The organism is Micromonospora sp. NPDC047074, from assembly GCF_040643815.1.
Taxonomy (GTDB): domain Bacteria; phylum Actinomycetota; class Actinomycetes; order Mycobacteriales; family Micromonosporaceae; genus Micromonospora.
The window spans coordinates 20,175-39,065 of sequence record NZ_JBEYVB010000045.1; the positions used below are offsets into that span (position 1 = coordinate 20,175).

At 73.3% G+C, this 18,891-nt stretch carries 19 protein-coding genes; 15 read left to right on the forward strand and 4 right to left on the reverse strand.

What is annotated here, in order from left to right; translation table 11 throughout:
• Positions 1 to 61 precede the first annotated feature (61 nt).
• The 11 genes from ABZ809_RS30635 to argH all read left to right on the forward strand — a co-directional run bounded on the left by ABZ809_RS30635 (position 62) and on the right by argH (position 12,265).
• Entirely contained in the window at positions 62 to 1,267 is a 1,206-nt protein-coding gene (locus tag ABZ809_RS30635; protein WP_357566111.1) for a nucleotide sugar dehydrogenase, read from the forward strand.
• Positions 1,264 to 2,058, forward strand: coding sequence for a glycosyltransferase family 2 protein (locus ABZ809_RS30640; RefSeq protein ID WP_357566112.1), 795 nt, complete (start codon positions 1,264 to 1,266; stop codon positions 2,056 to 2,058). The genes ABZ809_RS30635 and ABZ809_RS30640 overlap by 4 nt, the downstream gene beginning before the upstream one ends.
• An 8-nt stretch (positions 2,059 to 2,066) precedes the next feature.
• Complete coding sequence (locus tag ABZ809_RS30645) at positions 2,067 to 3,092, forward strand: NAD(P)-dependent oxidoreductase (protein ID WP_357566113.1); 1,026 nt, start codon at positions 2,067 to 2,069, stop codon at positions 3,090 to 3,092.
• A 342-nt stretch (positions 3,093 to 3,434) separates the two neighbouring features.
• Complete coding sequence (argC, locus tag ABZ809_RS30650; RefSeq protein WP_357566114.1) at positions 3,435 to 4,436, forward strand: N-acetyl-gamma-glutamyl-phosphate reductase; 1,002 nt, start codon at positions 3,435 to 3,437, stop codon at positions 4,434 to 4,436.
• A 164-nt stretch (positions 4,437 to 4,600) separates the two neighbouring features.
• On the forward strand, positions 4,601 to 5,773 hold the full coding sequence (gene argJ / locus ABZ809_RS30655; protein ID WP_357566115.1) for a bifunctional glutamate N-acetyltransferase/amino-acid acetyltransferase ArgJ: 1,173 nt from the start codon (positions 4,601 to 4,603) through the stop codon (positions 5,771 to 5,773).
• A complete protein-coding gene (gene argB / locus ABZ809_RS30660; RefSeq protein WP_357566116.1) occupies positions 5,770 to 6,714 on the forward strand; it encodes an acetylglutamate kinase in 945 nt (314 codons plus the stop codon). The genes argJ and argB overlap by 4 nt, the downstream gene beginning before the upstream one ends.
• A complete protein-coding gene (locus ABZ809_RS30665; protein WP_357566117.1) occupies positions 6,711 to 8,069 on the forward strand; it encodes an acetylornithine transaminase in 1,359 nt (452 codons plus the stop codon). The genes argB and ABZ809_RS30665 overlap by 4 nt, the downstream gene beginning before the upstream one ends.
• Positions 8,066 to 9,073, forward strand: coding sequence for an ornithine carbamoyltransferase (argF, locus tag ABZ809_RS30670; RefSeq protein WP_357566118.1), 1,008 nt, complete (start codon positions 8,066 to 8,068; stop codon positions 9,071 to 9,073). The genes ABZ809_RS30665 and argF overlap by 4 nt, the downstream gene beginning before the upstream one ends.
• On the forward strand, positions 9,070 to 9,585 hold the full coding sequence (locus ABZ809_RS30675) for an arginine repressor (RefSeq protein WP_357566119.1): 516 nt from the start codon (positions 9,070 to 9,072) through the stop codon (positions 9,583 to 9,585). The genes argF and ABZ809_RS30675 overlap by 4 nt, the downstream gene beginning before the upstream one ends.
• On the forward strand, positions 9,582 to 10,787 hold the full coding sequence (locus tag ABZ809_RS30680) for an argininosuccinate synthase (protein WP_357566120.1): 1,206 nt from the start codon (positions 9,582 to 9,584) through the stop codon (positions 10,785 to 10,787). The genes ABZ809_RS30675 and ABZ809_RS30680 overlap by 4 nt, the downstream gene beginning before the upstream one ends.
• A 14-nt stretch (positions 10,788 to 10,801) precedes the next feature.
• Positions 10,802 to 12,265 (forward strand): argininosuccinate lyase, encoded by a 1,464-nt coding sequence (gene argH, locus ABZ809_RS30685; protein ID WP_357566133.1) that lies wholly within the window; start codon positions 10,802 to 10,804, stop codon positions 12,263 to 12,265.
• A 42-nt stretch (positions 12,266 to 12,307) separates the two neighbouring features.
• Here the strand turns inward: argH and ABZ809_RS30690 are convergent, their stop codons facing one another.
• Both ABZ809_RS30690 and ABZ809_RS30695 read right to left on the reverse strand, forming a co-directional pair.
• A complete protein-coding gene (locus tag ABZ809_RS30690) occupies positions 12,308 to 12,664 on the reverse strand; it encodes an MmcQ/YjbR family DNA-binding protein (protein WP_357566121.1) in 357 nt (118 codons plus the stop codon).
• A 47-nt stretch (positions 12,665 to 12,711) separates the two neighbouring features.
• Positions 12,712 to 13,128, reverse strand: a complete 417-nt coding sequence (locus ABZ809_RS30695; RefSeq protein ID WP_357566122.1) for a DNA-binding protein — start codon at positions 13,126 to 13,128, stop codon at positions 12,712 to 12,714.
• Between the two features lie 176 nt (positions 13,129 to 13,304).
• On the opposite strand from ABZ809_RS30695, the gene ABZ809_RS30700 reads away from it, so the two are divergent.
• From ABZ809_RS30700 to ABZ809_RS30715, 4 genes are all read left to right on the forward strand, one after another.
• Positions 13,305 to 14,285, forward strand: coding sequence for a phosphotransferase (locus tag ABZ809_RS30700; RefSeq protein WP_357566123.1), 981 nt, complete (start codon positions 13,305 to 13,307; stop codon positions 14,283 to 14,285).
• 109 nt (positions 14,286 to 14,394) lie between these two features.
• On the forward strand, positions 14,395 to 15,009 hold the full coding sequence (locus ABZ809_RS30705; protein WP_357566134.1) for a DNA-3-methyladenine glycosylase: 615 nt from the start codon (positions 14,395 to 14,397) through the stop codon (positions 15,007 to 15,009).
• A 167-nt stretch (positions 15,010 to 15,176) separates the two neighbouring features.
• Positions 15,177 to 16,298 (forward strand): LLM class flavin-dependent oxidoreductase, encoded by a 1,122-nt coding sequence (locus ABZ809_RS30710; RefSeq protein ID WP_357566124.1) that lies wholly within the window; start codon positions 15,177 to 15,179, stop codon positions 16,296 to 16,298.
• A complete protein-coding gene (locus ABZ809_RS30715) occupies positions 16,295 to 16,918 on the forward strand; it encodes an FMN reductase (protein ID WP_357566125.1) in 624 nt (207 codons plus the stop codon). Before ABZ809_RS30710 ends, ABZ809_RS30715 begins: the two co-directional genes overlap by 4 nt.
• Before the next feature lie 50 nt (positions 16,919 to 16,968).
• On the opposite strand, the gene ABZ809_RS30720 is transcribed toward ABZ809_RS30715, so the two are convergent.
• Both ABZ809_RS30720 and ABZ809_RS30725 read right to left on the reverse strand, forming a co-directional pair.
• Entirely contained in the window at positions 16,969 to 17,850 is an 882-nt protein-coding gene (locus tag ABZ809_RS30720) for a universal stress protein (RefSeq protein ID WP_357566126.1), read from the reverse strand.
• Between the two features lie 150 nt (positions 17,851 to 18,000).
• Positions 18,001 to 18,891, reverse strand: a complete 891-nt coding sequence (locus tag ABZ809_RS30725) for a universal stress protein (protein ID WP_357566127.1) — start codon at positions 18,889 to 18,891, stop codon at positions 18,001 to 18,003.

Consider the following 18,891-nt stretch of genomic DNA (forward strand, 5'->3'; position numbering starts at 1 on the left):
ACCTGCTTGGATTCCGAATGTAGCCGGAGTCACACCCCCGCCACCCCCACGGGAGTCAGTCATGTCCGAGCAACCGCCGGTTGCCACCGTCGATGTGTGTATCGTCGGCGGCTGCGGCCGGGTGGGCCTGCCGCTGGGCATCGCCTTCGCCTCGCGCGGCCTGTCCGTGGTGCTGTACGACATCAACGCCGACGCGGTCGCCACGGTCAACGCGGGCACCCTGCCCTTCGCCGAGCCCGGCGCGGCCGACGCGCTCACCGAGGCGGTCACCGCCGGCCGGCTGCGGGCCACCACCGATCCGGTGAGCGTCGGCGCATCCGAGCACCTGGTCGTGGTCGTCGGCACCCCGGTCGACGAGCATCTCAACCCGGATCTCGGGGCGGTGCCCCGGGCCCTCGAACGCTGTGCCGAGCACCTGCGCGACGGGCAGCTCGTCGTGCTGCGCAGCACCGTCTACCCCGGCGTCACCGCCCTGACCGAGAAGCTGCTCGCCGGCAAGGGAATCCGCGCCGACGTGGCGTTCTGCCCGGAGCGGATCGCGGAGGGGCGGGCGATGACGGAGCTGTTCGCGCTGCCGCAGATCGTCGCCGCCCGTACGCCGGGGGCGCTGGCGCGGGCCGAGAAGCTGTTCCGCCACCTCACCGAGCAGATCGTGCCGCTCGAACCGGAGGAGGCCGAGCTGGCGAAGCTGTTCACCAACACCTGGCGCTACATCAAGTTCGCCACCGCCAACCAGTTCTGGATGATGGCCAACGACTTCGGGCTGGACTTCGCCCGGATCCGGCACGCCGTGGCGTACGACTACCCGCGCGCGGCGGACCTGCCGATGCCCGGGTTCGCGGCCGGGCCGTGCCTGTTCAAGGACACCATGCAGCTGGCCGCGTTCAACCGGAACAACTTCGTGCTCGGCCACTCCGCGATGCTGATCAACGAAGGGCTGCCGCTCTACCTGGTGTCCCGCCTGGAGGCCCGGTTCGACCTGTCCGAGCTGACCGTGGGCATCCTCGGCATGGCGTTCAAGGGCGGCAGCGACGATCCCCGGGAGAGCCTGGCGTACAAGCTGCGCAAGATCCTGGCGCTGAAGACCCGCGAGACGCTCTGCACGGACCCCTACGTGGCCGACGAGCGGCTGGTCGACCTGCCGGAGGTGCTGCGCCGGGCCGACCTGCTGGTCATCGCCGCCCCGCACGAGCAGTACGCCCGGTTGGAGACCGACAAGCCGGTGATCGACATGTGGGGCCTGACCGGGCAGGGGGTGCTGGTGTGAGGGCCCGGGTCTCGGTGATCGTCCCGGTCTACAACGAGGGCGAGGCGATCGTGCGCTGCCTGGAGCGGATGCTCCGGGAGATGCTGCTCCCCGCCGAGGTGCTCATCGTGCACGACATGCCCGAGGACACCACCGTGCCGTACGTCCAGGAGATCGCCCGCACCGACCCGCGGGTGCGGGCGGTGCTCAACACCTACGGTCGCGGCCCCGCCAACGCGATCCGGTTCGGCATCGACGCGGCGCTCGCCCCGGTCGTGGTGGTCACGATGGCCGACGGCTGTGACGACCCCCGCCAGATCGACGAGCTGGCCCGGCTTGTCGACCGGGGCGTCGTCGTCGCCGCCGCCTCCCGCTACATGCCCGGTGGCCAGCAGGTCGGCGGGCCACGGCTGAAGCGGATGATGTCGCGCTGGGCGGGGCGCAGCCTCTACACCTTCGCCCGGGTCGGCACCCGCGACGCCACCAACAGCTTCAAGGCGTACGACACCGCGTTCGTCCGCGAGGTCGGGATCGAGTCGCGGACCGGCTTCGAGATCGGGCTGGAGTTGACCGCGAAGGCGACCCGGCTGCGGCTGCCGGTGGCCGAGATCCCCACCATCTGGCTGGACCGGCCGCTGGGCGAGTCCCACTTCGACCTGGGTCGCTTCCTGCCCGGCTACCTGCGCTGGTACTTCTTCGCCTACGGTCGACGGCTGAGCCGGGCGAAGCTGGCCCGACGGGCCACCCCGACCGGGGTGGTGCCCGCCCGGCGCGCCCCGCAGGACAGCACCGAGTTCGAGAAGACCGCATAGGAGCGTACGTGGCGAAGGTCCTGGTAACTGGTTCGGCCGGCTTCATCGGCGGCTACCTCGTCTCCGAGTTGCTTGAGCGGGGTCACGAGGTGGTCGGCGTCGACAACTTCTCCAAGTACGGCCCCGTCACCCACAGCTACGACGAGCACCCCCGCTTCCGGTTCGTCGAGGGCGACGCCCGGGACGTCGAACTGCTCACCGGGCTGCTGGACGGCTGCGACCACCTGGTCGCCGGCGCGGCGATGATCGGCGGCATCTCCTACTTCCACGCGTACGCCTACGACCTGCTCGCCACGAACGAGCGGATCATGGCGGCCACCTGCGACGCGGCGATCAGGGCCCACCGGAACGGCCCGCTGGCGAAGGTCACCTACCTCTCCTCCTCGATGGTCTTCGAGTCCACGGGCCACTGGCCCAGCAAGGAAGGCGACGAGCGCCGCATCCCGCCGCCGCTGTCGTCGTACGGCTTCCAGAAGCTGGCCGTGGAGTACTACGCCCGGGCGGCCTGGGAGCAGTACCAGGTGCCGTACACGATCGTGCGGCCGTTCAACTGCGTCGGCGTGGGGGAGGGGCGCGCGCTGGGGCAGGCCGAGGTGCTCTCCGGCAACGTCAAGCTGGCGATGTCGCACGTCGTGCCCGACCTGGTGCAGAAGATCGTCAAGGGGCAGGATCCGCTGCACATCCTCGGTGAGGGCAACCAGGTGCGGCACTACACCTACGGCGGCGACCTGGCCCGGGGCATCGCCACGGCGATGGAACACCCGGCGGCCCACAACGAGGACTTCAACCTCTCCACGGCCGAGTCGACCACCGTCCTGGAGCTGGCCGAGCTGATCTGGCACAAGATCAAGGGCCCGGACGTGCCGTTCCGGTACGTCTCCGACGAGCCCTTCCGGTACGACGTGCAGAAGCGGGTGCCGGACGTGACCAAGTCCCGTGACGTGCTGGGCTTCACGGCGACCACCTCGCTCGACGAGATGCTCGACGAGGTGATCCCCTGGGTGACCCAGGCGGTAGAGGAAAACCGCCTCTAACCCACCCCACCCCACCCCACCCCACCCTCCCTCGCCGCGCCCCCGCCCGCCATCGTGCGTCGATCTTGCACTTCTGGCCCTCGCGAAAGGGACAAAGGGTGGGATTTCGTGAACACAAAGTGCAAGATCGGCGCGCGCGGGGTGGTGGCGCGGGGCGGGCGGCGCGGGGTGGGCGGGGTGGGGTGCGCAGAGGGGGTGCGCGGGGGTGGGGTGGGCAGGGTGGGGGGTTGGGTGGGGTGGTGATCGGGGTCACTGATCTTATTCTCATGCGGTAGGCTGTATGAACTTGCAGGGGAGGATCATCGTTGTTAGCCTCCCCTGCATAGTCATGCGGAGGTGGGTATGGGAATCCGAGTCGCGGTTGCCGGGGCGAGCGGTTACGCCGGGGGCGAGCTGATCCGTCTGGTCGCCGGGCACCCGGAGTTCGACCTGGTGGCCGCCACCGCGCACAGCCAGGCCGGGCACCGGCTCGACGTCGTACACCCGCAGCTCGCCGGCCTGGACCTGGTCCTCGGTGAGACGGACGCGGCGACGCTGGCCGACGCGGACCTGGTCTTCCTGGCCCTGCCGCACGGGCAGTCGGCGGCCCTGGCGGCCCAGCTTCCGCCCAAGGTCCGCGTCGTCGACCTCGGCGCCGACCACCGGCTCGTCGACCCCTATGCCTGGGCCAACTACTACGGCGGCACGCACGCCGGGTCGTGGACCTACGGCCTGCCCGAGCTGCCCGGCCAGCGGGAGCTGATCGCCAGCGCCACCCGGGTCGCCAACACCGGCTGTTACGCGGCAGCGATCACCCTGGCCCTCGCCCCGCTGATCGCCGCCGGTGCCGCCTCCCCGGCCGACGTGGTGGTCGTCGCGGCCTCCGGCACCTCCGGCGCCGGTAAGGCGGCCAAGCCGCACCTGCTCGGCAGCGAGGTGATGGGGGACCTGTCGCCCTACCGCGTCGGCACCCACCAGCACGTCCCGGAGATCAAGCAGGCCACCGGCGCGACCGGCCTGTCGTTCACCCCGGTGCTCGCGCCGATGCCGCGGGGCATCCTCGCGACCGTCACCGCGGTGCCGGCCCGGGGCGTCGACCCGCAGGCGGTGCTCGCCGAGGCGTACGCGGATGCTCCCTTCGTGCACGTGCTACCGGAGGGGGCCTGGCCACACACCGCTGCCACGCTCGGCTCGAACTCGTGTCATCTGCAGGCCACGGTCGACGTCGACACCCGCCGGATGATCGTGCTCAGCGCGCTGGACAACCTCGGCAAGGGCGCCGCCGGCCAGGCCGTGCAGAACGCCAACATCATGTGCGGCCTGCCGGAGACGACGGGCCTGTCCGTCTGGGGTATCGCCCCGTGAACGCGGCGCGGCCGAGCCCCGCAGTCGTGAACGAAGGAGTAGCACTGTGAGCGCGAGGAGTGCAGCGCAGCGGAGCCCCGCAGTCGTGAACGAAGGAGTAGCACTGTGAGCGCGAGGAGTGCAGCGCAGCGGAGCCCCGCAGTCGTGAACGAAGGAGAAGCACTGTGAGTGTCACGACTCCGCGGGGGTTCCGGGCGGCCGGGGTGGCCGCCGGGCTCAAGGCCAGCGGCGCGAGTGACGTCGCGCTGGTCGTGAACGACGGGCCGGACGCCGGTGTCGCCGGCGTGTTCACCGCCAACCGGGTCAAGGCGGCACCGGTGCTCTGGACCCAGCAGGTGGTCCGGGGCGGCGTCGCCCGTGCCGTGGTGCTCAACTCCGGTGGCGCCAACGCCTGCACGGGCCCGGCCGGCTTCCAGGATACCCACTCCACCGCCGAGCACACCGCGGCGGCGCTCACCTCGGCGAGTTCGCGGCTGATGCTCGGTGCCGCCGACGTGGCGGTCTGCTCGACCGGCCTGATCGGCGAGCGGCTGCCGATGGAGAAGCTGCTTCCGGGCGTACGATCGGCGATCCGCCAGCTGTCCCGCGACGGCGGCCCGGCGGCCGCCGAGGCCATCATGACCACGGACACCCGACCCAAGACCACGGTGGCCCAGGGCAGCGGCTGGACCGTCGGCGGGATGGCCAAGGGCGCCGGCATGCTCGCCCCGGCGATGGCCACCATGCTCTGCGTGCTGACCACCGACGCGGTGGCCGGGCCGGATGCTCTCGACGCCGCGCTGCGCGAGGCGTGCCGGGTCACCTTCGACCGGATCGACTCCGACGGTTGCATGTCGACGAACGACACGGTGCTGCTGCTGGCCAGCGGCGCGAGCGGGATCGCGCCGACACCGGCCGAGCTGACCGCCGCGGTCACCGCCGCCGCCCACGACCTGGCGCAGCAGCTCATCGCCGACGCCGAGGGCGCCACCAAGCAGATCGCGATCGACGTGGTCGGCGCGGCGAGCGAGGACGACGCGGTCGAGGTGGGACGGTCGGTGGCCCGCAACAACCTGGTCAAGACCGCGCTGTTCGGCAACGACCCGAACTGGGGCCGGATCCTCGCCGCGGTCGGCACCACCGCCGCCGCCTTCGAGCCCGACGCGGTCGACGTCGCCGTCAACGGAGTCTGGGTGTGCCGCTCCGGCGCCGCCGCCGAGGACCGGTCGAAGGTCGACCTCACCGGGCGGGACGTCACCATCCGGATCGACCTGCGCGCCGGTGCCGCCGAGGCGACGATCTGGACCAACGACCTTTCCCACGCGTACGTGCACGAGAACTCGGCCTATTCGACATGAGCCTCTCCTCCGACCTCACCCACGCCCAGGCGAAGGCGGCCACGCTGATCGAGGCGCTGCCCTGGCTGGCCCGCTTCTCCGGCTCGACCGTCGTGGTCAAGTACGGCGGCAATGCCATGGTCGACCCCGAGTTGCAGCGGGCGTTCGCCGCCGACATGGTCTTCCTGCGCTACGCCGGCCTGCGGCCGGTCGTCGTGCACGGCGGCGGCCCCCAGATCTCCGCCATGCTCGGCCGGCTGGGCATCGCCAGCGAGTTCCGGGGCGGCCTGCGGGTCACCACCCCGGAGGCGATGGACGTGGTCCGGATGGTCCTGGTCGGCCAGGTGGGCCGGGAACTGGTCGGCCTGATCAACGCCCACGGCCCGTTCGCGGTGGGCCTCTCCGGCGAGGACGCCGGGCTGTTCACCGCGGTGCGGCGGCCCGCGTACGTGAACGGGGAACCGGTCGACGTCGGGCAGGTCGGCGACGTCGAGTCGGTCGACGTCTCGGCGGTGACCGACCTGATCGCGGCCGGCCGGATCCCGGTCGTCTCCACTGTGGCGCCCGACGCCGACGGGGTGCTGCACAACCTGAACGCCGACACCGCCGCCGCCGCGCTCGCCGTCGCCCTGGACGCCCGCAAGCTGGTCGTCCTCACCGACGTGCCGGGCCTGTACGCCAACTGGCCGGACACCAGCAGCCTGGTCAGCGAGATCACCGTCGACGAACTGGCGACGCTGCTGCCGTCGTTGGAGAGCGGCATGGTGCCCAAGATGGAGGCCTGCCTGCGGGCGGTGCGGCAGGGCGTGCCCGCCGCGCACGTCGTCGACGGCCGGGTCGCCCACTCCACGCTGCTGGAGGTCTTCACGTCGGAAGGGTTCGGCACCATGGTCGTTCCCGCGAGGAGTGCAGCGCAGCGGAGCCCCGCAGTCGTCAACCAGGAAGGCACGGTCGCCGGATGAGTACGCTCGTCGAGCGCTGGAACCAGTCCATGATGGACAATTACGGCACGCCGCCGCTCGCTCTCGTCTCCGGCTCCGGCTCCGTCGTGGTCGACGACGCCGGCCGGGAGTACGTCGACCTGGTCGGCGGCATCGCGGTCAACGCCCTCGGCCACGCCCACCCGGCCGTGGTGGCCGCCGTGTCGAAGCAGGTCGCCACCCTCGGGCACGTCTCCAACCTCTACGTCGCCGAACCCCCGGTGGCCCTGGCAGAGCTGCTGCTGGCCCTGGCCGGGCGGCCCGGACGGGTCTTCCTCGCCAACTCGGGGGCGGAGGCCAACGAGGCCGCGTTCAAGCTTTCCCGGCTCACCGGGCGCTCGCACGTGGTCGCCACCCGGGGTGGCTTCCACGGGCGGACCATGGGCGCGCTCGCCCTCACCGGTCAGCCGGCCAAGGCCGACCCGTTCCGCCCGCTGCCCGGCGACGTGACCCACGTCGACTACGGCGACGTGGCCGCGCTGGAGGCGGTCGTCACCGACGCCACCGCGATGGTGATCCTGGAGCCGGTCCAGGGCGAGAACGGGGTGGTGGTCCCACCGGCCGGCTACCTGGCCGCCGCCCGCCGGATCACCGCCCGGCACGGCGCCCTGCTGGTGCTCGACGAGGTGCAGACCGGCATCGGCCGTACCGGGCACTGGTTCGCGCACCAGGCCGAGGGTGTCGAGCCCGACGTGGTGACCCTGGCCAAGGGGCTCGGTGGCGGCCTGCCCATCGGCGCCTGCCTGGCCTTCGGGCGGGCCGCCGAGCTGCTCGCCCCGGGCTCGCACGGCACCACCTTCGGCGGCAACCCGGTGAGCTGCGCCGCCGCACTCGCGGTGGTGTCGACAATTGCCAGCGAGGGGCTGCTCGACCACGTCAAGCGGGTCGGCGAGCGGCTGCGCCGGGGGATCGAGGCGCTCGGCCACCCGCTGGTCGACGGCGTACGCGGTGCGGGCCTGCTGCTCGGCGTCGTGCTCACCGCGCCCGTCGCGAAGGTGCTCGCCGAGGCGCTGCGGGAGACCGGTTTCCTGGTCAACCCTGTGCAGCCCGGCGTGGTGCGGCTCGCCCCGCCGCTGATCCTGACCGCCGCCCAGGTCGACGCCTTCCTGGCCGCCCTCCCCGCGGCCCTCGACGCGGCGTCTCCGGCCGCTGCCGGCGCTGCCCCACCGGCTGCCGCCGTCCGTACCCCCGGCTCGGTTCCGGATCTTGGGGAGAAACGGCCCCCAGAGGGGCCGGAAGTCACCAAGATCTCGACGCCACCCACTGCGGACGCCGCACCCGCCGCCGGCGTCACAGAGGCGGCGGAGATGTCGAGCACGACGGAGGCGGGCGAATGATCCGGCACTTCCTGCGGGACGACGACCTGAGCCCCGGCGAGCAGTCGGCCGTGCTCGACCTCGCGGCGCGGATGAAGGCCGACCGGTTCGGCCACCGTCCGCTGGCCGGACCCCGGTCGGTGGCGGTGCTGTTCGACAAGCAGAGCCTGCGTACCCGGTTCTCGTTCGACGTCGGCATCGCCGAGCTGGGCGGGCACCCGCTCGTCGTGGACACCCAGGTCACCCACTTCGGGCGGGGCGAGACGCTGGCCGACGCCGGCCGGGTGCTCTCCCGCTACGTCGCGGCGATCGTGCTGCGTACCCACGGCGACGACCGGATCGCCGAGGTCGCCGACGGCGCCTCCGTGCCGGTGGTCAACGCGCTCACCGACGGCTTCCACCCCTGTCAGCTCCTGGCCGACCTGCTCACGATCCGCGAGCACTGCGGCGGTACCGCCGGCCGGACGCTGGCGTACGTCGGTGACGCCGCGAACAACCTGGCCCACTCGTACCTGCTCGCCGGGGCGACCGCCGGGATGCACGTCCGGGTTGCCGGGCCGGTCGGCTTCGGTCCCGACCCGGAGGTGGTCGACCGGGCCGCGAAGATCGCCGCCGGCACCGGGGGTTCGGTGCAGGCGCTGACCGACCCGGTCGCGGCGGTGACCGGTGCCGACGTGATCGCCACGGACACCTGGACCTCGATGGGCCAGGAGGACGACGGGCTGGACCGGATCACCCCGTTCCTGCCGTACCAGGTCAACGCCGCGCTGCTCGGGCACGCCGCGCCCGACGCCGTCGTGCTGCACTGCCTGCCCGCGCACCGGGGCGAGGAGATCACCGACGAGGTGCTCGACGGCCCGCAGAGTGTCGTGTTCGACCAGGCGGAGAACCGGCTGCACGCCCAGAAGGCGCTGCTGACGTTCCTCATCGGGGCCGCGCCCACGGAAGGGGCAGCGCCGGGCATCGCCGCGTCGGCCAGCACAGCGGCGACGCCGGGCATCGCCACGGCCGGGGAGGCGGCGTGAGCGCCCCGATGACCCGGACCGCCCGGCACGCCCGCATCGTCGAGCTGATCCGCGAGAAGGCGATCCACTCGCAGACCGAGCTGGCCGACCTGCTCTCCGGCGACGGCATCCAGGTCACCCAGGCCACCCTCTCCCGGGACCTGAAGGAACTGGGCGCGGTCACCGCCCGCGGCGGCGACGGACGGGCCGTCTACCTGATCCCGGAGGACGGTCACCGGCCGCTGCGCGACGCCGAGGCGGCGCCGGCCCGGCTGGTCCGGCTGCTGCGCGAGCTGCTCAACGGGGTCGACGCCAGCGGCAACATCGCCGTACTGCGCACCCCGCCGGGCGCAGCCCACTACCTGGCCAGCGCGTTGGACCGAGCGGGCCTGCCCGAGGTCGTCGGCACCATCGCCGGTGACGACACCATCCTCGTGGTGGCCCGCGAGGCGGTCGGCGGGGCCGCGCTCGGCGACAAGCTCGCCGGCTGGGCCCGTCGCGAAGAGAACGTCGAAGGGAGCACCACACCATGACCGAGCGGGTCGTCCTCGCGTACTCCGGAGGGCTCGACACCTCTGTCGCCATCCCGTACCTGGCCGAGCAGACCGGCGCCGAGGTGATCGCCGTTGCGGTCGACGTCGGCCAGGGCGGCGAGGACCTCGCCGCCATCCGGCAGCGCGCCCTGGACTGCGGCGCGGTGGAGTCGGAGGTCGTCGACGCGCGCGACGAGTTCGCCGCCGAATACTGCCTGCCGGCCATCCGGGCGAACGCGCTCTACATGGACCGCTACCCGCTGGTCTCCGCGCTGTCCCGGCCGCTGATCGCCAAGCACCTGGTGGCCGCCGCCCGCAGGCACGGCGGCACCATCGTGTCGCACGGCTGCACCGGCAAGGGCAACGACCAGGTCCGCTTCGAGGTCGGCCTGGGCGCGCTCGCGCCCGACCTGAAGATCATCGCGCCGGCCCGGGATTTCGCCTGGACCCGGGACAAGGCGATCGCCTTCGCCGAGGAGAAGGGCCTGCCGATCGACGTGTCGGCGAAGTCGCCGTACTCCGTCGACCAGAACCTGTTCGGGCGCGCCGTCGAGACGGGCTTCCTGGAGGACATCTGGAACGCACCCGTCGAAAGCCTCTACTCGTACACCTGCGACCCGGCGCAGGAACGCGACGCCGACGAGGTCACGATCACCTTCGACGCCGGTGTCCCGGTGGCGATCGACGGCGAGACCGTCACGCCGTACCAGGCGATCCTGGAGCTCAACCGGCGCGCGGGCGACCAGGGCGTCGGCCGGCTCGACATGGTCGAGGACCGCCTCGTCGGCATCAAGAGCCGCGAGGTGTACGAGGCTCCCGGCGCGATCACGCTGATCACCGCCCACCAGGAGCTGGAGGCGGTGACCGTCGAGCGGGACCTGGCCCGGTTCAAGCGCGGCGTCGACCAGCGCTGGGGCGAGCTGGTCTACGACGGCCTCTGGTTCTCCCCGCTGAAGCGCTCGCTGGACGCGTTCGTCGACGACGCGCAGCGGCACGTCTGCGGTGAGGTGCGGCTCACCCTGCACGGCGGCCGGGCCATCGTCACCGGCCGGCGCTCCGAGGCCAGCCTGTACGACTTCGGCATGGCCACCTACGACACCGGGGACACCTTCGACCAGTCCCTCGCCAAGGGCTTCGTGCAGTTGTGGGGCCTGCCGAGCAAGCTGGCCGCCGCCCGGGACGCCCGGTTGGGCGGCTGCTGACCGTGACCACCAGAATGGGCGCCGTGGACGACAAGAGCCTGACCGAGAACAGCGCCGCCACCAACCGCACCAGCCTGTGGGGCGGCCGGTTCGCCGGCGGTCCCGCCGAGGCCCTGGCCCGCCTGTCGGTGAGCGTGCAGTTCGACTGGCGGCTGGCCCCGTACGACATCGCGGCGTCCCGGGCGCACGCCCGGGTGCTCGCCGGAGCCGGCCTGCTCGACCCGGACGAACTGGGCCGGATCCTCGCCGCCCTGGACGACCTGGAGGCGGCCTGCGCCTCCGGGCAGTTCCGTCCCACCGTCGACGACGAGGACGTGCACACCGCCCTGGAGCGTGGCCTGCTGGAGCGGCTCGGCAGCCTCGGCGGCAAGCTGCGTGCCGGCCGGTCCCGCAACGACCAGGTCGCCACCGACCTGCGGCTCTACCTGCGCGACCACGCCCGGGGCGTGGCCGGTCGGCTGGTCGAGCTGGCAGAGGCGCTGGTGGAGCAGGCCGAGCGGCACGTGGAGACCGCCGCGCCCGGGATGACGCACCTCCAGCACGCCCAGCCGGTCACCTTCGGGCACTGGCTGCTGGCCCACGTGCAGCCGCTGCTGCGCGACCTGGAGCGGCTGCGCGACTGGGACCACCGGACTGCGGTCAGCCCGCTCGGCGCGGGCGCGCTGGCCGGCTCCGGCCTGCCGCTGGACCCGGTGGCCGTCTCGAAGGAGCTGGGCTTCCGCACGTCCTTCGCCAACTCGATGGACGCCGTGGCCGACCGGGACTTCGTCGCCGAGTTCCTGTTCGTCACCGCGATGGTCGGCGTGCACCTGTCCCGCCTCGGCGAGGAGGTGGTGCTCTGGACGTCGCAGGAGTTCGGCTGGGTGGAGCTGGACGACGCCTTCGCCACCGGCTCGTCGATCATGCCGCAGAAGAAGAACGCGGACATCGCCGAGCTGGCCCGGGGCAAGTCCGGCCGCCTCGTCGGCGGGCTGATGAGCGTGCTCACCATGCTCAAGGGCCTGCCGATGACCTACGACCGGGACATGCAGGAGGACAAGGAGCCGGCCTTCGACGCGGTCGACACCCTGGAGCTGCTGCTGCCGGCCCTCGCCGGAATGATCTCCACGATGACCGTACGCGCCGACCGGCTGGTCGCCGCCGCGCCGGTCGGCTTCTCCCTCGCCACCGAGGTCGCCGACTGGCTGGTCCGCCGGAACGTGCCGTTCCGCGACGCGCACGAGATCACCGGCAAGCTGGTGGCGCTCTGCGTGGCCCGGGACTGCGCTCTCGACGAGGTCAGCGACGCCGACCTCGCGGCGGTCAGCGAGCACCTCGACCCGTCGGTGCGCGACGTGCTCTCCGTCCGGTCTGCGCTCGCCGCCCGGACCACGCCGGGCTCCACCGGCCCGGGGCCGGTCGCCGACCAGCTCGCCGCCGCCGCCGACAAGCTCGCCGGATGGCGGGAGTGGTCGACCGAGGTGGTCGTACCCCGCTGAGGCCGTGAACCCCGCGCGGCGCCGCCGGTGCCGCGCGGGGGCTCAGCCCGTCGGGCGCTCCCGCCGGGGCAGCTTGGCCACCACCGCGTCGTACGACGCGTCGACCGCCTCGGTCAGCTCCTCGTCGTCGATCCCGCCGGCCAGGCGCAGCGTGTTCCACCCGGCCCGCCCGATGTACGGCGACGGCCGTGCGTCGTCCGGGTGCCGGTGCAGCCACTCGTCGGCCGCCTCCCGGCTGGGACCGCACTTCACCCCGACGGTCGGGTCGTCGCCCCCGGCGCAGCCGAGAAAGGCGAAGATCCGGCTGCCGACCTTGACCACCTCGTCGCCCTCCCACGGCTGGTCCAGTCGGGCCCCCGGCTTCGCCAGACAGTAGGCCAGCATCTGATCGCGCGTCATCGCGTCCTCCTCGCGGATACCCACGCCCAGTCTGGCCCACCCGGGCGTCAGTCGCTGGTCGCGGTGCGTGCGGAGATTCGTTCGAAGCGCTGCTTGGCGGCCTGCGCGCTGCCCAGCCCGAGCCCGAACGCGATCTGCTGCCAGGTCAGCCCGCGCCCCCGGGCCAGCGTCAGCAGCCCCGCCTCCATCGTGTCGACCTCGGCGCGCAGGTGCGGGACGAGGGTGAGGGCGGCGACCAGGTCCGCGTCGTCGACCGGATCCTCGCCGGGCTCGGCCTCGGCCCCGCCGGCCGCCAGGGCGGTGACCAGGGCGATCGCCTCGTAGGCGTCGGGCAGGTAGGGGTTGGTGTGCCGGCGGCGCAGGGTCTCGGTGCCGGCGTGCCGCTCGGCGATGCGGTGCAGCGCCTCGTAGGTGCGGTGGGCTCTCGCCCGGCTCGGATCGGGACTGGCGAAGGAGTCGGTCATGCTCCGATTACAGGTTATCAACGACTGATTGTCAACGTTCCGTTGAAATGGCGGCGGCGCGCCGCTCGCCGGGCGACCCCGATCCGGCTGGTTCTGGCACGATGAGCCGTTGCGCGACGCGGCCGGCCGGCGCCGCCCGTGACCCGTCCGGACCGAGCAGCGGGGGAGTGCGCCGAGTGACCGAGCCGACGACGAGCGCCACGGAACGGGCCCGGCCCGGCCACGGTCCCGACCGCGAGGTGTGCGCGCACTGGCGACTGACCCCGGGGCCGCTGCTGGGCGACCGCGTGACCGGGACGTGGCAGGCCACCCGCGACGGCGTGGCGTACGTGGTCAAGCACTTCGACCCGGGCTTTCCGGACTGGCGCTACCCGCTGCGGGTCGCGGCGGCGCTGCGCGCGCAGGGCTGGCCGACGCCGGAGCCGGTCGAGGAGCCGCTGGAACGGCCCGACGGCACCTGGGTGCTGTTCCGCCGGTTGCCGGGCCGGTCCACGCGGCCGACCGGTGCGGAGGTGGCCGCCGAGGGGCGGGCCCGTGGACGCCTGCTCGCCGAGCTCCACGCGGCCGCGGCCGCCACCGGCATCACCGACCAGCGGGGCGGGTTCACCGGCCCGGCCGAGCTGGTGGCCGACCCGGAGCTGGACCGCTGGCTCCGGGTGCACGAGCGGGTCCGCCCGGACGAGGGACGGATCCTGCGGGCCTGCCGCGACGCGGCGGTGGAGTGGTTCGCCGCCCTGCCCGCCGCCGACGTGCCCCGCAGCGTGATCCACGGCGACTTCACGCCCTGGAACCTCCTTTACGACCAGGGGCGGCTGACCGGCGTGCTCGACTTCGAGGCGACCCACCACACCTACCAGGTGGCCGACTTCGCGCTGTCCTGGCGCGGGTACCGCGACGACGTCCTGGCCGGCTACGACGAGGTGCGGCCCCTGTCCGACGTCGAGTGGCGACTGGTGCGGCCGGTCTTCTGGGCGTGGCTGTTCATCGGGCTCAGGGACCTGCTGGCGGCCCACCACGGCACCGCCGCCCCCACCCGCCCACCCCTGGACCTGGAGTGGGAAATCACCCACCTGCGCAAACACTCGCCGCTGTTGACGAGAAAGTCCGACGTGCCGCCACTCCCCTCGCCCGCTGCACCTCGTCGATCTTGCACTTGAGGCCCCCGTTATAGGTGTTATGCGTAATTCGTCGGGGCAGGAACTGCAAGATCGCGAGGGCGGCGGGGCGGCGGGGGTGGGCGCGGCGTTGGATAGGGTCGGGGGCGTGGTGGCGTACTCCGAACTCGCGGGGCTGGCCGACCTGCTCGGCGGGCCGGTGGTGCCGGCCGCCCGGGGGCTGCTGGGCTGCCGGATCGGCGCCGGCGGCGTCACCGTCCGGATCACCGAGGTCGAGGCGTACGCCGGGACGGCCGGCGACCCCGCGTCGCACGCGCACCGGGGGCGCACCCCGCGCAACACGGTGATGTTCGGGCCGGCCGGGCACGCCTACGTCTACTTCACCTACGGCATGCACTGGTGCGTGAACGTGGTCACCGGCTCCGACGGGGAGGCCTCGGCGGTGCTGCTGCGTGCCGGCGAGGTGGTCGACGGCGTCGAGACGGCCCGGGCGAGGCGCCCCGCCGTACGCCGGGACGTCGACCTGGCGCGCGGGCCCGCCCGGCTCTGCGCGGCGCTGGGTATCGACAAGAGCGCCTACGGCTGCTGGCTGCTCGGCGACGGACCGGTCCGGCTGCGCCCGGCGGACGTGCCGGTGCCCGAACAGGCGGTCGCCGCCGGGCCCCGGGTGGGGGTGACCGGGGCGCACGACGTGCCGTGGCGGTTCTGGATCGCCGGCGACCCGACGGTCAGCGCCTACCGCCGGCACGTCCCCCGCAGCCGCTGACCCGCCCGCGCCGGTCGCACCGGGAGGTCCGCCGCCGGCCCGGCGGACGGTGTGACGGCGGCCACCGGTGCCGGTTCCGGCCACGGAATAGTTGACTCGTCAAATATGTTGTGGCGTGCGTCCGGGAGCCGTACCGGCCCCGGCCGGGACAACGCGAGGAGCTGGTCATGCAGTTCGGAGTCTTCACCGTCGGCGACGTCACGGTCGACCCGACCACCGGTCGCGAGCCGACCGAGCATGAGCGGATCAAGGCGATGGTCACCATCGCGCTCAAGGCCGAGGAGGTCGGCCTCGACGTCTTCGCCACCGGCGAGCACCACAACCCGCCGTTCGTGCCGTCGTCGCCCACCACCATGCTGGGCTTCATCGCGGCCCGCACCGAGCGCCTGCTGCTCTCCACCTCCACCACGCTGATCACCACCAACGACCCGGTGAAGATCGCCGAGGACTACGCGATGCTCCAGCACCTCGCCGACGGCCGGGTGGACCTGATGATGGGGCGCGGCAACACCGGGCCGGTCTACCCGTGGTTCGGCCAGGACATCCGCAACGGCATCCCGCTCGCCGTCGAGAACTACGAGCTGCTGCACCGGCTCTGGCGCGAGGACGTGGTCGACTGGAAGGGCCGCTTCCGTACCCCGTTGCAGTCGTTCACGTCGACGCCGCGCCCGCTCGACGGAGTGCCGCCGTTCGTCTGGCACGGCTCGATCCGCAGCCCCGAGATCGCCGAGCAGGCCGCCTACTACGGCGACGGGTTCTTCGCCAACCACATCTTCTGGCCAAAGGAGCACACCCAGCGGATGGTCGGGCTCTACCGGCAGCGCTACGCCCACTACGGCCACGGCACCGCCGACCAGGCCATCGTCGGGCTCGGCGGGCAGGTGTTCATGCGCCGCAACTCGCAGGACGCGGTGCGCGAGTTCCGGCCGTACTTCGACAACGCGCCGGTCTACGGGCACGGGCCGTCGCTGGAGGAGTTCACCGCGCAGACCCCGCTGACCGTGGGCAGCCCGCAGCAGGTCATCGACCGTACGCTCGGCTTCCGCGACTACGTCGGCGACTACCAGCGGCAGCTGTTCCTGATGGACCACGCCGGCCTGCCGCTGAAGACCGTGCTGGAGCAGCTCGACCTGCTCGGCGAGGAGGTCGTGCCGGTGCTGCGCAAGGAGTTCGAGTCGCTGCGCCCCGCGCACGTGCCCGCCGCGCCGACCCACGCGTCCCTGCGGGCCGCCGCCGAGGCCGCCGCGGGCACTTCCGCCGACCGCGCCGGTACGGAGGCGGGCCGATGACCCGCCGCACCGTCGCCGTGGTGTCGGCGGGGCTGGGCCAGCCCTCGTCGACCCGGCTGCTCGCCGACCAGCTCGCCGCGGCCACCCGCGACGAACTGGTCCGGCGGGGCGACGACGTCGACGTACGCCCGGTCGAGCTGCGCGAGCACGCCCACGACATCGTCAACCACCTGCTGACCGGCTTCCCCTCGCCCGCCCTGCGGGAGGTGCTCGACACGGTCACCGGCGCGGACGGGCTGATCGCCGTCACGCCGATCTTCAACGCGTCGTACAACGGGCTGTTCAAGTCGTTCTTCGACCTGGTCGACGCCGGCGCGCTGGCGGACCGGCCGGTGCTGGCCGGCGCCACCGGCGGAACGGCCCGGCACTCGCTGGCCCTGGAGCACGCCGTCCGCCCGATGTTCGCCTACCTGCGGGCGGTGGTGGTGCCCACGGCGGTCTTCGCCGCACCGGAGGACTGGTCCGCCGGTGCCGCCGACGGCGCGCTGCGGGCGCGGATCGCCCGCGCCGGGGGCGAGCTGGCCGACCAGATCCACCGGCGGCCGCCCGCCGCCGGGCCCGCCGACCCGTTCGCCCTCACCACCAGCTTCGAGGAGCTGCTCGGCGGCCGGGACGCCTGACCGCCCACGCACCCCGCCGACCCCCCGTGGGCCGGCGGGGTGCCGGCACGTCAGCGGGCGTGACCGTACGGGTGGGCGACCAGCACCGGGCAGCGGGCGTGCTGCACGAGGGCCTGGCTGACCGAGCCGAGCAGCATCCCGGCGAACCCGCCCCGGCCCCGGGAACCGACCACCACCAGCGCGGCCTCCGCGCTGGCCTCGATCAGCGCCTGCTCGGCCTTCGCCGCCCGCACCACCCGCCCCTCGACGGCCAGCCCGGGATGGCTGCCGCCGACGGCAGCCGCCGCGGTGGCGAGCAACTCGGCGGACTCCGCGTGCGCGGCTGCCTGCGTCTCCGCCACCTCGTCCGGCATCCGCTGGCTCCCGTCCGACGGCGGAACGTGCACCAGTATCAGTTCGGCACTGCGGCGGGCCGCCTCGTCGGCGGCGTACCCGACCGCCAGCTCGGCGGCCTCCGAGCCGTCCACCCCGACCAGCACCGGCCCGGCGACCGGGATCGGCTCCTCGGCGGGGCGCACCACCAGCACCGGGCACTGCGCGTGCGCCGCCACCTGCGTGCCGACCGAGCCGAGCAGCAGCCCGGCAAACCCGCCAAGCCCACGGCTGCCCACCACCACGAGCTCGGCGCGCCGGGACTCCTCGACAAGCGTCGCGCCCGGCCCGCCGGCCACCTGACGCACCTCGACGGCCAGCCCCCGGTGCCGCCCGACGATCTCGGCGGCCGCGTCCTCCAACATCTTCTGCGCCTTCTCGGTCGGCGCCGGCACCCCCACGTCGTACGGGTTTATTGGCACGCCGAAACCGAGCGGGTGCAGGTAGCCGTGCACCAGGTGCAGGGGGCGGGACCGCAGCACGGCGGCCCGCGCGGCGTGCTCCGCCGCCACCAGGCTCGACGGCGAGCCGTCCACTCCCACCACGACGGGTCGGTTCATCAGCCCTCCCAGAGGTCGATCAGGTCATTGTCGACGTACCGACGCCGACCCACCTGCTTTTACCCCGAGCCGGACCGGAACCGGCGGCGCGGCGCCGTCGCACCGCCGGGGGAGCGGCCGGCGCGACGGCACCGCGGGGAAGGGCGACCGTCAGGCGGCCCGCTCGGGGTGCCGCACGATCACCAGCGGGCTGTGCGCGTGGTGCAGCACGGCGTGGCTGACCGAGCCGAGCAGCAGCCCGCTCAGCGGGCCCCGGCCACGCGCCCCGACGACCACGAGCTGGGCGGACTTCGACTCGTCGACCAGCACCCGGGCCGGGGAGCCACGGACCAGCCGGTGCTGCACCGGCACGTCCGGGTAGCGCTCGGCGAAGCCGGCGAGGGACTCGGCCAGCGACCGCTCCTCCTCGGCGGCGAACTCGTCCAGGTCGTACACCAGGGGCAGCACGTCGCCCGGGCCGACCGGTGACGGGAAGAGCCAGGCGCGCACCCCGAGCAGAGGGGCACCCCTGCGGGACGCCTCCGCGAAGGCGAACTCCACCGCCTCGGTGGAGCACTCGGACCCGTCCACGCCCACCACCACGGGACCGTCGGCCCGTGGCTCGCCGCGCACCACCAGGACCGGGCAGAGCGCGTGCGCGGAGACCTGGACGGTGACCGAGCCGATCAGCAGCCCGGCGAAGCCGCCCAGCCCGCGGTGCCCGAGCACCAGCAGCGCGGCCTGGCGGGACTCGTCGAGCATGATCGGGGTGGCCGCGCCGTCGATCACCGCACCGGTCACCAACACCTCCGGGGCGACCTTGGTGGCCTCGGTGATCGCCTCCGTGACGTACCGCTCGGCCTGGTTGCGGAGCCCGGCGCCGGCCGGCGCGCCCTCGGCGGCACCGAGCGGGGTGCCGGTCAGCGGCCAGATGAACGCGTGCACCACCCGCAGCGGGCGCCGCCGCGCCGCCGCCTCCCGCGCCGCCACCCGGACCGCGTCCAGCGCGGCGGCCGAACCGTCCACACCCACCACGACAGGGGCACCGGTGTTGATGGTCAT